Annotated in this window: 14 protein-coding genes; 3 read left to right on the top strand and 11 right to left on the bottom strand. The window is 73.1% G+C overall.

From position 1 onward, the window contains the following. The first annotated feature begins 1 nt into the window (after position 1). Entirely contained in the window at positions 2-1,165 is a 1,164-nt protein-coding gene (locus AB0F61_RS04975) for an acyl-CoA dehydrogenase (protein ID WP_357803386.1), read from the top strand. 142 nt (positions 1,166-1,307) lie between these two features. Here the strand turns inward: AB0F61_RS04975 and AB0F61_RS04970 are convergent, their stop codons facing one another. Together AB0F61_RS04970 and AB0F61_RS04965 are read right to left on the bottom strand one after the other, a co-directional pair. Beyond that, a complete protein-coding gene (locus tag AB0F61_RS04970) occupies positions 1,308-2,321 on the bottom strand; it encodes a hypothetical protein (protein ID WP_357803385.1) in 1,014 nt (337 codons plus the stop codon). Continuing rightward, positions 2,318-2,665 carry a PadR family transcriptional regulator gene (locus AB0F61_RS04965; protein WP_357803383.1) on the bottom strand — a complete coding sequence of 116 codons (348 nt, stop codon included), beginning with the start codon at positions 2,663-2,665 and terminating at the stop codon, positions 2,318-2,320. The genes AB0F61_RS04970 and AB0F61_RS04965 overlap by 4 nt, the downstream gene beginning before the upstream one ends. A gap of 70 nt (positions 2,666-2,735) precedes the next feature. Here AB0F61_RS04965 and AB0F61_RS04960 point away from each other — a divergent pair, with 70 nt between their 5' ends. Next, positions 2,736-3,428, top strand: coding sequence for a hypothetical protein (locus AB0F61_RS04960; RefSeq protein WP_357803381.1), 693 nt, complete (start codon positions 2,736-2,738; stop codon positions 3,426-3,428). Between the two features lie 73 nt (positions 3,429-3,501). Here AB0F61_RS04960 and AB0F61_RS04955 read toward each other — a convergent pair whose 3' ends face one another. Both AB0F61_RS04955 and AB0F61_RS04950 read right to left on the bottom strand, forming a co-directional pair. Further along, entirely contained in the window at positions 3,502-4,695 is a 1,194-nt protein-coding gene (locus AB0F61_RS04955) for a hypothetical protein (RefSeq protein ID WP_357803379.1), read from the bottom strand. After that, a complete protein-coding gene (locus AB0F61_RS04950; protein ID WP_357803378.1) occupies positions 4,692-5,633 on the bottom strand; it encodes a transporter substrate-binding domain-containing protein in 942 nt (313 codons plus the stop codon). The genes AB0F61_RS04955 and AB0F61_RS04950 overlap by 4 nt, the downstream gene beginning before the upstream one ends. Before the next feature lie 169 nt (positions 5,634-5,802). On the opposite strand from AB0F61_RS04950, the gene AB0F61_RS04945 reads away from it, so the two are divergent. Further along, complete coding sequence (locus tag AB0F61_RS04945) at positions 5,803-6,144, top strand: hypothetical protein (protein WP_357803376.1); 342 nt, start codon at positions 5,803-5,805, stop codon at positions 6,142-6,144. Here the strand turns inward: AB0F61_RS04945 and AB0F61_RS04940 are convergent. From AB0F61_RS04940 to AB0F61_RS04910, 7 genes are all read right to left on the bottom strand, one after another. Then, positions 6,131-7,627 (bottom strand): protein kinase, encoded by a 1,497-nt coding sequence (locus tag AB0F61_RS04940; RefSeq protein WP_357803374.1) that lies wholly within the window; start codon positions 7,625-7,627, stop codon positions 6,131-6,133. The genes AB0F61_RS04945 and AB0F61_RS04940 overlap by 14 nt on opposite strands. A 30-nt stretch (positions 7,628-7,657) precedes the next feature. Beyond that, positions 7,658-8,161 (bottom strand): hypothetical protein, encoded by a 504-nt coding sequence (locus AB0F61_RS04935; RefSeq protein WP_357803372.1) that lies wholly within the window; start codon positions 8,159-8,161, stop codon positions 7,658-7,660. A 157-nt stretch (positions 8,162-8,318) separates the two neighbouring features. Then, positions 8,319-11,954, bottom strand: a complete 3,636-nt coding sequence (locus tag AB0F61_RS04930; protein ID WP_357803370.1) for an adenylate/guanylate cyclase domain-containing protein — start codon at positions 11,952-11,954, stop codon at positions 8,319-8,321. Next, positions 11,951-12,787, bottom strand: a complete 837-nt coding sequence (locus AB0F61_RS04925) for an MBL fold metallo-hydrolase (RefSeq protein WP_357803368.1) — start codon at positions 12,785-12,787, stop codon at positions 11,951-11,953. The genes AB0F61_RS04930 and AB0F61_RS04925 overlap by 4 nt, the downstream gene beginning before the upstream one ends. A 122-nt stretch (positions 12,788-12,909) precedes the next feature. After that, complete coding sequence (locus AB0F61_RS04920) at positions 12,910-13,371, bottom strand: RidA family protein (protein WP_357803366.1); 462 nt, start codon at positions 13,369-13,371, stop codon at positions 12,910-12,912. After that, positions 13,368-13,523, bottom strand: coding sequence for a DUF4177 domain-containing protein (locus tag AB0F61_RS04915; protein ID WP_007466198.1), 156 nt, complete (start codon positions 13,521-13,523; stop codon positions 13,368-13,370). Before AB0F61_RS04915 ends, AB0F61_RS04920 begins: the two co-directional genes overlap by 4 nt. Positions 13,524-13,567: 44 nt before the next feature. Continuing rightward, positions 13,568-14,038 (bottom strand): hypothetical protein, encoded by a 471-nt coding sequence (locus AB0F61_RS04910; RefSeq protein WP_357803365.1) that lies wholly within the window; start codon positions 14,036-14,038, stop codon positions 13,568-13,570. Positions 14,039-14,118: the final 80 nt, after the last annotated feature.

The raw sequence follows: 14,118 nt of genomic DNA, 5'->3' as shown, positions 1-14,118 counted from the left end.
CATGACCTTCGACCTCACCCCCGAGCAGGACCAGTTGCGCGACGCCGTGCGGGCGTTGGGCCGCCGCTACGGCCACGGCTACTTCGTCGAGAAGGCGAAGGCCGGCGAGCACACCACCGAGCTGTGGGCCGAGGCGGGACGGCTCGGCTACCTGGGGGTCAACATCCCCACCGAGTACGGCGGTGGCGGCGGCGGCATCACCGAGCTGGCCATCGTCTGCGAGGAGTTGGCCGCCTCCGGCTGCCCGCTGCTGCTGCTTGTGGTCTCTCCCGCGATCGCGGCCACCGTACTCAACCGGCACGGCACCGAGGAGCAACGCAAGCGGCACCTGCCCGGCCTCGCCGACGGCTCCCAGAAGATCGTCTTCGCGATCACCGAACCGGAGGCCGGTTCCAACTTCCACCGGCTCGGCACTGTGGCCCGCCGCGACGGCGACGGGTGGCTGCTCAACGGCCGCAAGTGCTACATCTCCGGGGTCGACGAGGCCGACCACGTCCTGGTCGTGGCCCGCACCGAGGATTCCTCCACCGGCAAACTCAAGCCGGCGCTGTTCCTCGTGCCGACCGACGCGGCCGGGCTGACCCGCTCCAAACTGGACATGGAGATCGTGTCCCCGGAGAACCAGTTCCTGCTCTACCTGGACGACGTGCGGCTCCCCGCCGACGCGCTGCTCGGTGAGTCGCTGGACGCCGGCCTGCCGGCGCTCTTCGCCGGGCTCAACCCGGAGCGGATCACGGTGGCCGCGATGGGTGCCGGCACCGGCCGGTACGCCATCGAGCGGGCCAGCGAGTACACCGCCACGCGCAAGGTCTGGGGCGGCCGGAGCATCGGCTCACACCAGGGCGTGTCCCATCCGCTGGCACACGCGGCGGTGCAGGTGGAGTTGGCCCGCCTCATGATCCAGAAGGCCGCCACCCTGTACGACGCGGGCCGCGACCTGGAGGCCGGGGTGTCCGGCAACATGGCCAAGTACGCGGCCGGGGAGGCCGCCGCGCTCGCCGTCGACACCGCCGTCCAGGTGCTCGGTGGGGCCGGCATGACCACCGAGTACGGGGTGGCGACCCTGCTCGGTGCGGTGCGGGCCGGCCGGATCGCCCCGGTCAGCCGAGAGATGATCCTCAACTTCGTGGCCCAACACGTCCTCGGCCAGGACAAGTCCTACTGAGCCGGCCCGCCCGGCCCGCCCGGCCGTCCGGGCCGGGCCGGGCCGGTGATCGACTCGGTTTCCTTGAACCCGGGGTGTCGAAGGCCCATCGACGCCCCGACTTCACGAGAACCGAGTCGATCACCTGCGGTCCGCGGTCCGCCTACGCTTCGGACGTCCCCGGGCGCTCGTGGCGGTGCAGGATGGCCACGGCCAGCGCGAAGAGCAACACGGGTGCCAGCACCAACGTCGACCACTGCGCCCAGGTGAGCGCGTCGAGGACGCCGTCGTGGCTGGAGCGCTCCAGGAACGTCCCGGGGGTCCCGAGCCCCACCCGGGTGAGCAGCAGCGTGACGCCCACCGGGACGACGAGCGCGAGCAGGCGCAGCCGGAGCGCCGTCGACGTCGACAGGACGACAAGGGCGAAGATCAGGTATCCCGCGGTCAGCAGGATCGCCTCGGCCCGGTCGACGCCGGAGGTGAACATCCAGGTGCCGTAGATGGGCGACGCCGAGCTGTCCACGGGGGTCAGCAGGGTGACGCTCGGAGCGCCGACGCTGACCACCGTCGCCGCCGCGAGTGTGCCGAGCCGCCAGCGCGCGAGGACAGCCGTTACGGAACGGGGAGCGCGGAGGGCGAGGGCAAGCGGGATCATCGCGGCGAGCACGACGGGCCAGATGTCGAAGACCGTCGAATACTGCCCGTAGGCCTCGGCGACCCGTACCACCTCGAACGCCACGCCGCCGACGGCGATGGCGGCCGCCGCCCGGCCCCACGCGGATACGGTGAACACCGCCACGACGAGCCACAGCGCCGCCCCGAGACCACCCGGCCAGAGGGCGAACTCCTCACCGATCCCGTCCGGATAGCTCTGCGCGAACATGCTGAGGTGCAGCACCGGAACGCGCGCGGAGCGCACGAACAACAGCAGCGCGGCGATCAGGCCCAGCACCTGCGCCGCGTCCCGCCACGTGTCGACCGAGAATCGGGCGCCGACCTGCCGTACGTGCGCCCGAACCGCCCCACCGAGCAGGGCGGACACATCTCGTGCCGAGGGCCTGCGCTGGCCCGGCGCGGCGTCGTCCAGCAACACCCCGATCAACTCGTCCTCGTACTGCCGCCGGTACGCGCGGGGATAGCAGGCCAGCAGCCACCGGTAGACCTGGTGCAACGTCACGCGGCACCGCCTTCGACGATGAGGCCGGCACGGCGCAGCCGCACGCTCGCCGCGTCGGCGTTGCTCCGCAGGCGTGCCGACTCCTCGGCCAGGCGTTGCACCCCAGCGGCGGTGAGTCGGTAGTACCGGCGCAACCTGGACTGCACCTGCTCCTCGCGTTCAACGTCGATGAGGCCCTCGGTACGCAGCCGGTCCAGCGCCGCGTAGAGGGTGCCGGCGCGCAGGTCGACGCGCCCGTCGGAGATCCGGCGGACCTCGTCGAGGACGGCGTATCCGTGCCGTGGGGCCTCGACGAGCGCAGTGAGGATCAGATAGGTCGATTCGTGCAGGGAAGCGTTCGCCATCGACGCAGCATATACAGTCAGACTGTATATGCGGGCACCGTGTGGGCGCTTGGTCGGAAATACTGAGCGGGTGCGCAACGACGTCGAGTTCGACCTGCTGGTGGATGCGCTCTACGCCGCTTTCGCCGACCACCCGATGCCCGCCGACATGGAGGCCTGCCCGCACTGCGTGGAGCCGGCGGACCTGGCCCTCTTCGCCCGCACCCCGCTGCGGGAGCTGACCATCGACCAACTCGAGGCCTACCTGGCGAACGAGGGCACCTGGGGGGACGGGACCGAGGTGCCGCACCTGCTGCCCCGGCTGCTCGAGGCGTTCGCCCGTGGCGAGATCTCGTACCTGCCGCCGGAGGCCGTCACCGCTCGGATGCGGGACCAGTGGCACGGCTGGTCGGCAGACGAGCGGGCGGCCGTCGAGCGGTTCCTCCTCGGCTGGTGGCACCGGACCCTCCTGGAGTTCCCGTCCACCACCTCGGCCTGGGACCTGCTGGAGGCGGTCGCCGGGCTGGAGATCGACCTCGGGCCGTACCTGGCGGAGTTCGCGGCCGTGCCGGGCGAGCACAGCGCCCGGCACCTGGCCACGGTCGTTCAAGGCTGGTCGCACCAGGGTCCCCTGCCCGACGGGGCGCAGGAGTCGATGCGGCGCTGGCTGGCCGGCGCGACGCCCACCGACGTGCTGTGGACCGCCGCCATCAACTCGACGAACCCGCAGGTCGCCGACGAACTGGCCGACGCAGCAGACGCGACGGCACGCTCACCGCGCTGATCGGAGCGGTGAGCCCGGCGCCGACGAACCGCCGCCGCGCCGACGGACCACACCGCGCGCCACCGCCGCGGGTTCAGCCGGGGATCCGGCAGGCGGCGTCGATGCGGTGGACCGGGCGAACCCGGCGACCCATGCCCTCCAGCAGGGAGTCCTCGACGTGGAAGTCGCGGACGCGCAACTGGTACCGGGGCAACTCCTCCTCGCTCGGGCAGAGCACCTGCGCGCGGACCAGATCGACAGGCACGTACCGCACACCACCGCGCTCCTGCAGGATCACCACGTTGACGTCGTCGGTGGTGATCACGTGCCCGCGTACGTCCTCGGTGGGTCCGTTCTCCGCGCCCACGGTCGTGACGGTCAGCGGCAACACCGGTGTGCTGATCACCGGCACCGCGGCCCAGAGCAGCATGGCGAGCATCGCCACCTCGGTCACCGACGCCAGCGGCCGGATCACCAGGCCGGGCAACGGCCCCGCGATGAAGAGAGCCAGCAGCGGCGGCACCGCGAGCAGCGCCAACACCAACAGCTCGCCCTGCTTTCCGGCGTCCCGCAGCGTCGGCAACAGCAGCCAGCCGTACCCGGCGAGCAGCGCGACGATCATGAGCAGTCGTGGCACCACCCGTTCGTGCAGTCGCCCGGGGCGCAACTGGAACGCCGCCGCGAACGCCGGCAGCAGCAGCGGCAGGTAGAGCAGCGGCCAGGTGATCAGGGCGAGCAGGAAACTCGCAAGCACCACCCAGGCCGGGGTGAGGTCGGCCCAGCGGGCGAAGAGCGGACGACGGCGGGTCCCCGGTGGCAGCCGGTCCGCGCCGACGGCCAGCACCGCCCCGAGCGCGAAGACGGCGACCATTCCGGTGGAGAGCAGCCGGGCCGCCGTGGTCAGGAAGCCGGCGAGCAGGTTGACCGGGCCGACGTTCGCCACCAGCAGCAGTGTGGTCTGAAGTTCGCCGCCCGCCTCCACCCCGAGGCGGAGCACCGAGAAGATCGCCGGTACGCCCACCAGCGCCGTCCAGAAGGACTGGCTGGCACGGGCGCGCCGCTCCGCCGGGTCCCAACGGATCCGCCCCGGCTCGACGTCGGCGACGACCGGGTCGGCTGGTTCGGCGACCGGCACGCCGACCGGCCAGTCGACCCGGTCCGCCGTGCCGGCAGAAGGTTCGGCTGCGGTCGTACCGTCGGGGGCCGGTGAGGCGACGCGGTCCGGCGCGGACGTCCGGGGTGGCGGAACCGGACCGTCGGCGCCGGTTGCGGTCGGCGCCGTGCTCACGTCGACGGCGCCTTGTCGTCGAAGTCGACGAGCTTCGGCACCTGCAGCGGTTGAGGCTGGCGTTTCTCGACCTTCAACCAGGGGCCCAGGGTGCGGTTGTAGGCGCTCTGCCAGGGGCTCGTTTGCCCGTTGCGGCCCTGCTCGTAGCTCTTTTGCAGGAAGAACGCGACCAGGTCGCGCAGCGCGGGGTCGCCGATCGGCACGCCGATGCCCAGCAGTTCGCTGGTGCCGAAGGGCATGTCCACGACCTCGAACTCCTTGGGATAGGTCGCCAGGAACCCGGCGAGGATCGTCTCGTCCGAGCTGACCGCGTCGTACCGGCCGCCCCGGATGCCGTCGACGCAGTCCCCGACGTCCTTCACCACGAATGTCCTGACCCCGTGTTTCTCCAGCTCGGCCTCGGTGGTGGACCCGCCGCTGGTGCAGACCTTGAAGGCGGGGTCGCGCAGGTCCTCGATGGTGCGGATCCGGTCCTTGAGGCGGACCGGCACCAACACCTCCTGCGTGGTGACGAAGTACGGCCCGGCGAAGCTGACGAGCTTTTCGCGCTCCTCGGTCATCGAGAAGCTGGACACCACGAGGTCGACGGTGCCGCCCTGCAACGCCGGGATCCGGTTTTCGGTCGCCACCGACACGAACTCCAACCGCTGGTCCCCCTCGTAGCCCAGGGAGGCAGCGATGTACCTGCCGATCTCGACGTCGAAGCCGACGTGCTGGCCGTTGCGCAGGTCGCCCATCAGCGGTTCCTTGGTGGCGACGCCGATGCGCAACTGTGCCTGCCGGTAGATGTGCGACTCACGGATCTTCTGCTGCACGGACGGCAGCTCGGGCTCCTGCCGGCTGTCGCAGCCGGCGGCGGCGGCCAGGGTGAGGGTGAGGGCGACGGCCAGTGTCGTCGCGACCGAACGGAGCCGGGACCGGGTGCTGCGCACGTTCATGTGATGACCTCGCTGACGGACCGGCCTGCGGAACACTCAGGGTAGCGAGCGCAGGCCCGTCCGTAGCGACGCCAACCGGACACGTCGGACCGACCGCTCGGCCGGTGCCGATCGGCGGGGCGACCCGATCAGCGGTTGACAGCCGCCGATGTCACGACATGCTGGACGAATGAGTCGATTGTCCAGGCCCGATGCGCGGACGGTGGCGGTGCTCGCGGCACTCGGAGCGCTCGTGCCACTGGCCCTGCTGGTCGTCTGGCGCCGACAGGACCTTGTCGGCGTGGTTCTCGCCCTGCTCTGCGTCCTGCTGTCCATGGTGGCCGGGGTCGCCTTCTCCGCCGCCCGCCAGGCCGACGACCCGGAGCCGGAGGACCGGCCGGCGAACACCGGGCCGGCCGAGCTGATGCCGTACGGGATCGACGCGGACACCCTCGACGCCCTGGACAGTCGGGACGCCCTGCGGGCGGTGCGGGACCGGCGACGCGGGTCGGACGGGATCAGCGGCCGGTGAGGGTGGGCGCGGTGAGCGCGTCCACGCCCCGCCCGGCCAGGCACCGGTAGGTCCGGTCGATGCTCCCGTCGACCGGCGGGAGCACCTCCAGGTGCCAGCCGCTCGGCTCGGCGATCCCGGTGGTCAACCGGAACGTCGTGGCGCTGCACACCTGTTGCACCTGGGCGGCGGCGACCACGTCGTCGTAGTCGGCCCCGACCAGCGACACCGGCAGGATGCCCTCGGCGTACGTCTCCCAGGTGTGCCGGCCGGTGCAGGACAGCCGGACCGCCTCGGCGCGGTCGCCGCGGATCCGCATCGGGCCGAAGCATTCCAGCTCGGGCAGGCACCGGGCTCCCTCGGGCAGGGCGGTGGGCGTGCCGGCGCCTGTCGTGCACCCGGGCAGCGGCCCGGTCGCCGGTGCGGCGACCTGGGTGACAGTCGAGTTCGGGGTCGGCGGTGCCGCCCGGTCGGCGAACCACGCCCCGGCGGTCGCGGAGCCGGCGAGCGCGAGCACCCCGGCACCGCCCAGGAACCAGCGCCGCCAGCGCCGGACGGCGGGGACGACGTGCTGGGTGTCCTCGACGGGCGGCCGGGGCGCCGGCTGACCGGACACGTACGGGCCGGGGCGGGTCGCGCCGCCGCTGACCGGGGCGCCGCTGACCGGGGCCGACGGTGAACCGAGTGGCAGGCTGGCGAGCAGGTCGTGCAGTTCGAGGGCGGTGGGACGCTCGGCCGGGTCGTTTGCCATGCCGGCGCGCAGCACGTCGATCAGCTCGTCCGGGACGCCGGGCAGGGCGGGGAGCGGCTGGTTGAACATCTCCAGGACGGTGACGAGGCTGGGGTTGCGCTCGGACTGCCAGCGGGGCGGACGACCGTGCATCACCGCGTAGAGGGTGGCGCAGAGCGCGTACACGTCGACGGCCGGTGACGGCGGGCTGTGGCTGAACATCTCCGGCGGCGCGTACGCCGGGGTGAGCACCTCCAGGGTGACCGAGGCGTCCCGGTGCTCGGCGAGCACGGCCAGCCCGAAGTCGGCGAGCACCGCCGAGTTGAAGGCCGAGTGGAGGATGTTGGCCGGTTTCACGTCCCGGTGCAGCACCCCGGCCGCGTGCGAGTGGGCGAGCGCGTCGGCAATCTTGATGCCGAGGTCGCGGGCCTCCACCGGGTCGAGGGGCGAGGTCCGCATCCGTTCGGCGTACGAGCCGTCGCAGAGCTCCATGATCAGGTAGGGGTGTTGGTCGACGGTGACCCCGACGTCGAAGAGGTCCACCACGTGCGGGTGGGACGACATCCGGCCGGCCGCCCGCGCCTCGCGCAGGAAACGGGCCTGGTCCCGCTCGCTGTCCAGGGTCCGGTTCTCCACCTTGACGGCGACCTCGCGACCCACCGAGATCTGGGTGGCCTGGTAGACGGTCGCGTACCCACCCCGGGCAAAGACCCGCAAATCAGTCAGACCAGGCACGATCGGCACCGGCGGGCCGCCGGTCGGGGTGTCGGTCACCGCTCGAAAATACCCAACCCGGCCGGCGGCTCAGCGCACCGTGTCCGCCGGAGCGGCACCGGCCGGACCGGTACGCTCCTCGGCGGGCGCGACCGCCCCGGCACCGTCCGACGAGGCAACTCCACCGGCCGACGCTCCCCTGCGGGCGTCCAGGCGCAGGCCGACGGCGGTCGCCACGGCCCCCAGACCCTCCCAGGCCGCCACCCCGAAGAACCGACCCGGGGCGATGTCGGAGAGCACCGCGATGGTGAACACGGTGAACGTGACGAGCCGGAAGACCACTGTGAACCGGTAGAACACCCGCCACTCGGTGATCGTGGCGAGCAGGTAGTAGACGCCCATGTTGAACGCCGCCATCGAGGACGCCAACAGGAACGTGCCGGTGTGGTCACCGACGGCACGCGTCTCCGGCACCTCGAAGCCGAGCATGCGCAACTGCCCCTCCGGCCAGAGCAGCCCGACCGCGCCCATCACCAGCGCCAACACGCCGAAGACCGCGATGGTCCAGCCCGCGATGGAACGCGGCAGCTTCATGAAGGGCCTCCCCAGGCACGGCGACGGTCACCACTGTGGACCGGCACACGGTGGTGACACGCTAGCCCCTCACCCCGACCGCCACATCCCCAGAACCGGCAAAAACTCCCCTATCCCGTCGCTCAAACGACTTCCGTCAGGGAGGCGTCACCACGCGTCAGGCGGGGGTGGTCAGGCGGGCGCGGAGGGCGTTGGCGGCGGCGCGTTCGCTGCGTTGCTCGGTCGCGTACGCCAGGCGGACCGCCTCGTCCGCACAGGACCGGGCCTCCGCCGGGTGACCGCAGGCGGCCAGCGCCTCGGCCAGCACACCGGCCGCGATCACCTGGCTGCGCACGTCCTCGGCCGGAGCGGTGACCGCCCGCCGGGCCCAGTCCAACGCCTGCTCCCGCTGACCGTGCGCGAGCAGCGCCGCCGCGTACTGGGCCATCGTCTGGCGGCGGGAGAAGAGCAGTGAGGGTGCGTTCGCCGCGGCCGTCGCCACCGGGGCGAGCAGCCCGACCGCGGTCGCCGAGTCACCGGCGGCCAGCCGGGCCGTCGCCAGCAGCACCCGCGGCGCCACCTGGGCCGGGGCCTGCGGGTTGTGCGGCTCCACTGCGGTCAGCACCGCGCGGGCCACCCGCTCGGCGGTCTCGCAGTCGCCCATGTCCAACGCCACGAAGCCGCGCAGCGTGCCGGCCATCCCGGTGAGCAGCGGGTGCGAGGTGCGCTCGGCGTACGCCAAAGCGTCGGTGAGCAGGTCCGCCGCGTGCTCCGGCTCGCCCAGCCCACGCGCCACCACCGCCCGGACCACAAGCGCGAACCCGCGCCCCCAGTCGTCGGAGGCGGCGGCGAACTCCCGGTACGCCCGCCGGGCCTCCCGGTCCGCCTCGGCCAGGTCGCCCAGCTCGGCCGTGGCGAACGCCGCCACCGCACGGAGCGTGCCCACCGCCCACGCCTCACCGACCCGCTCGCCGAAGGGCAGGAACACCCGCGCCATCCGACACGCCTCGCGCAGCCGGCCGGCGAGCAGCCGGGCGAACGCCGTGGTGCCGCGCAGCCAGGCCCGCCCGTACGGGTCCTTCAGCTCGGCGAAGAGCCGGGCGGCCCGGCCGAGGACCGCGTCGGTGCCGGCGAAGTCACCCCGGGTGGTGGTCACCCAGGCCAGGTTCTGTAGCGACCAGGCCTGCCCCCGCCGGTCCTGCGCACCGAGGCTGACCTGGTACGCGGCAGCCAACCGGCTGCTCGCCTGGCTCAGCCGACCAGCCACGAAGTCGGCCATGCCGAGCCGGCGCATCGCCGTCGCCCGCTGCACGGGCAGCCCACCGGCCGTGGCGACCTGCAACGCCTCGTGCCAGGCGGTCATCGCCCTACCCTGATCACCGAGGGTCTCCTGGGCCTGCCCGGCGAGCAGCAGGGCACCGACCCGGGTGGCCTCGTCCCCCGCGTTCGCGGCGATCTTCTCCGCGTACGCCAGCGCGTCGGCGACCCGACCGACCTGGAGCAGCGCCCGCGCGTGCACCACCCGATCGGTCGCCGGCACCCCGTCGCGGGCCAGTTCGGTGGCGCGTTCGGCGTACTCGACGGCCAGCATCGGCTCACCGGCGGACAGCGACCGGCGGGCGGCCCGGCCGAGCGCGGCGACGCCGAGCGGCACCACCGCGCGGGCCGGCGCGTCCGGGCGCAGCTTCACCGCGTCGGCGAGCGTCGCGGCCCGCTCGACGTGCGTCGCCACAAAGTCGTCGCGGGCCTCGTCGGTGAACCCGCCCACCGTGCTGACCGCGCTGTCGTCCGCCGGTGCCGCCCAGCGGGCCAACGCGGCGTGCCGCTCGGCCAGCTCCGCCTTGCTCACCCCGGCGTACGCGGCCTCCCGCATCAGCGGGGTCGCGAACGAGTAGCCGACCCGGGAGCGGTGCAGCATCCGGCGTTGCAGCAGCTCCTCGACGGCTCGGTCGAGTTCCACGGCGACCACTGCCGACGGCCGGCCGTCGCGGCCGGCGCGCTGCTCGCGCATCGCCTCCAGCGCACCGATCGGCACCGTGTCACCGATCACCGCGGCGTCGCGCAGCACCGAGCGGGCGTCCGGCGGCAGCGCGTCGATCCGGGCGGCGAGCACGGCGGCGAGGTCGCGGGAGAGCAGCCGGCTGCCCAGCGAACCGGGCACCAACCGCCAGCCGACCGAGGGGCTCTGGTCCCGCTCGCCGGAACCGGGCCGTTCCTTCCCGGCGCGGGCACCGCGCGCGGTTTCCGTGGTGAGCGCCCCGCGCTCGATGAGCAGGGTGACCAACTCGGCCAGGTAGAAGGGGTTGCCCTGCGCGGTGGCGAGCAGCCGGTCCGCGTCGGCCGGTGGCAACTTGCCGCCACCGAGGTAGCTGGTGAGCAGCCGCGCCGCGTCGGCGCCACGCAGCGGCGGCAGGGAGTGCACCTCGGCGTCCGCGACCCGGGTCAGCGCGCCGGCGGTACGCACCAGCTCGGGGCGACCGAGCAGCAGCACCAGTACCGGGCCGGTGAGCCGGGACAGGGTCAGCCCGAGGGCACCGATCGTCTCGGTGGTGGCGTCGTGCAGGTCGTCCACCACGATCACCAGCGGCGCCTCCGAGGCGAGCCCACTGAGCAGGTCGGCGACCGCGTTCGGCACCACCTCGGCATCCGCTGCCGGGGTGCCCGACCCGCTCCACTCGCCGGTGTCGGTGCCGCCCTTTGCCGACAGTTCCGCGTACCCGAGCAGGGCGAGCAACTGCTCGGTGGCGATCGGCGGGGTCTCACCACCTGCGCGGGCGAGCCGCTGACCGAGCCGCCGCAGCCTCTCCTCGACCGCCGGTCGGGTCAGCGCGGTGGAGGCGTCACTGGGCAGGCCGACGGCGGCCCGCACCAGGTCGGCGAGGGGCGCGAGCCGGCGGCGCTCACCGAACGCGGCGCAGCGCACCGAGAGCACCCGGGCGCCCGTGTGCGCCGCATACCGGCCGGCACCCACGTCGTACCCGGCGGCGAGGCGCTCCACCTCCGCGGCGAACCGGGACTTGCCGATGCCCGCCTCGGCGGTCATCAGCAGCACCCGCGGGTCACCCTGGTCGATCACCTCGGCGAGCCGGCCGGCGATCCGGCCGATCTCCGTTTCCCGGCCGACGTACGGCGCCTCGTCGCCGAGCCCCGAGCGGGTGCCGGGCGCGTCCAGCAGACCCAGCAGCTCGTACGCCTCGACCGGTTCACGCTTGCCCTTGAGCCGCAGCGGGCGCAGTGCCCGCCAGGAGGAGACGTGCCGGGTGGCGGCGGCGGTGCGCCCGCCGGCGTAGACCGCGCCGACCGCTGCGGCGTCGGCCAGCCGGGCGGCGGTGTTCACCGTATCGCCGATGACCGTGTACTCGATGGCGGCCTGGATGCCCGCGATGACGTCGCCGGTGTTCAGCCCGACCCGCAGCCCGAGCGGCGCGCCGCCGCCCCGCTCGTCGTCGAGCACCCGGCGGACGGCCCGCTGCATGGACAGGGCGGCCCGGACCGCACGTTCGGCGTCGTCCTCGTGCGCCACCGGCGCACCGAAGACCGCCATGATCCCGTCGCCGGTCAACTTGTCGACGTGCCCGCCGAACGTCTTCACGGCACCGGCGAGGGCGGCCAGCACCCGGTCGGTGACCGCGCCGACGCGTTCCGGGTCGAGGTCCTCCGACCAGGAGGTGAACTCGGAGAGGTCGCCGAAGAGCACGGTGACCACCCGGCGCTCGGCCGCCGGCAACGTGGCGGCGGCCGGCAGCGCGGCACCGCAGTTGTGGCAGAACCGCGCGCCGGGAACGGCGACGGTTCCGCACACGGGGCAGGTCACATGTGCTCCAACCCACTGACCCCGGGCGCGGATTCCCCGGTGCCGACACCCAGATACTCCAACTGCGCGCGGACCGACCACTCAGCCGCCCACCAGAGCGAACGGTCCACGTCCGCGTAGACCGCCGCGACCACCTCGGCGGGAGTGGCGGCGCCGGCCGCGACCGCGGCCCGGACCTGGTCCAGCCGGGCCCGGCGGTGCGCGAGGTAGAAGTCGGCGGCGGCGGCGCAGTCGGCAAGCGCCGGGCCGTGCCCCGGCAGCGCCGGAATCCCCCGGTACGCGGAGAGCAGCTCCAGGCTGGTCAGGTAGTCGCCGAGATGCCCGTCCGGGTGGGCGACCACGGTGGTGCCCCGGCCGAGGATGGTGTCACCGGTGAGCACCACCCGCTCGTCGCCGTGCTCAACCAGGAAGCAGACCGAGTCGGCGGTGTGCCCCGGTGTGGTCAGCAGACGGACCGCCAGGCCGAAGCCGCCGAAGTGCTCGCCCGGCTCGGTCAGCGGCTCGGCGCCGATGGTGTGCGCGGGGTCGACGGCGAGGACGTGGACACCGCCGAGCAGCTCACTCAGCCGGGCCGCGCCCTCGGTGTGGTCGGGGTGGCCGTGGGTGATCAGGATCAGCCCGACGGGGCAGTGCTCGGCGATCCGGGTCAGGTGCCCCTCGTCGGCCGGCCCCGGGTCGACCACGATGGCGGATTCGGCTGCCGGGGCGCGCAGCACCCAGGTGTTGGTGCCGTCGAGGGTCATCGGCCCCGGGTTCGGCGCACGCAGCAGTGTCACCCAGGTCGGCAGTTCGTCGGCGACCGCCGCCGCCGGCGCCGTCACGTGCCCGCTCATGGCTGCGATCGTACGACCCCGCCCGCCACACCCCGCGATCTTGCCCGCGCGGCCCCTGATTCGTCACCGTTCAGGGCTTTTCTCCGTGCCGGACGCGCAGGATCGCGGGGTGTGGCAGGGCGTCAGGCGACCTCGACGATCAGTTCGATCTCCACCGGGGCGTCGAGGGGCAGCTCGGCCACCCCTACGGCGCTGCGGGCATGGCGGCCGGCCTCGCCGAAGACGGTGCCGAAGAGGTCGGAGGCACCGTTGACCACAGCGGGTTGACCGGTGAAGCCGGGCGCGGAGGCCACGAAACCGGTCACCTTGACCACCTTGACCACGTTTTCCAGGCCGACGAGCGAGTCGACGGCGGCCAGCGCGTTGAGCGCGCACCGCTGGGCCAGGTCCTTCGCCTGCTCGGCGGAGATCCCGGCGCCGACCTTGCCGGTCGCGAGCAGCTTGCCCTCGGCGATCGGCAACTGACCGGAGACGTACACGTGCTGCCCGGACTGCACCGCCGGCACGTAACTGGCCACCGGCGGCACGACCTCGGGCAGGTCGAATCCCAGCTCGGCTAGCTTCGCGTGCGGACCGTTGCTCACGCCTTCGGCCGCTTCAGGTAGGCGACCAACTGGTCGGGGTTCGGCCCCGGGACCACGGCGACGAGTTCCCACCCGTCCTCGCCCCAGTTGTCGAGGATCTGCTTGGTCGCGTGGACCAGCAGCGGGACCGTGGAGTATTCCCACTTCTGCATCGCTGAAGGGCTCCCTCTCGGTGCGGAATTGTTCGAGGGACAGCCTACGGTCCGCTGGCCGGACGGGGCGCGGGACGCTGCTCCGGTGCGGCCGGCACCTCCCCGCAGAGCCCTTCGTGCTCGTACCCCTGGGGGCAGCGGGACCGGTCGGGCAGCAGCAGGTCGCAGAAGACCCGGTGCCTGTTGTTCTGATCGTCGGCGTTGGACACGGTGGTCTCGCCCGCGTCCAGCTCGGGTAGGAAGCCCAGCGACACCGCGACCCGGCCGGCCAGCACGGTCGCCGCCGCCAGACTCGGCACGCGGATCGGCAGATGGATGACGAAGCCCGGTTCGTCGTCGTCGCGGGCCCGCTCGGCGGCGTGGCCCGTCTCCGCCTGCTCCGGCATCCGGCGGTACGACCGTTCGTTGATCGGCTGGCCGCCGATCTGCCCGCCGGCCGTGAACATGGACCCGGGCCGGCGCGGCCGTTCGTTTGTCGGGAACTGGGTGCGAGGGATGTTGTCCACGTCGCGCATGTACTGCCTCCGGTCGTACCGCTCGGATCGCTCTTCCGGTCCGGACCCATTCGTCCGTTCCGGCCCCCGCGCCGGGACGA

The organism is Micromonospora sp. NPDC023888 (genome assembly GCF_040639415.1).
Classification (GTDB): Bacteria; Actinomycetota; Actinomycetes; order Mycobacteriales; family Micromonosporaceae; genus Micromonospora.
This window is presented reverse-complemented; position numbering and strand designations above follow the sequence as displayed.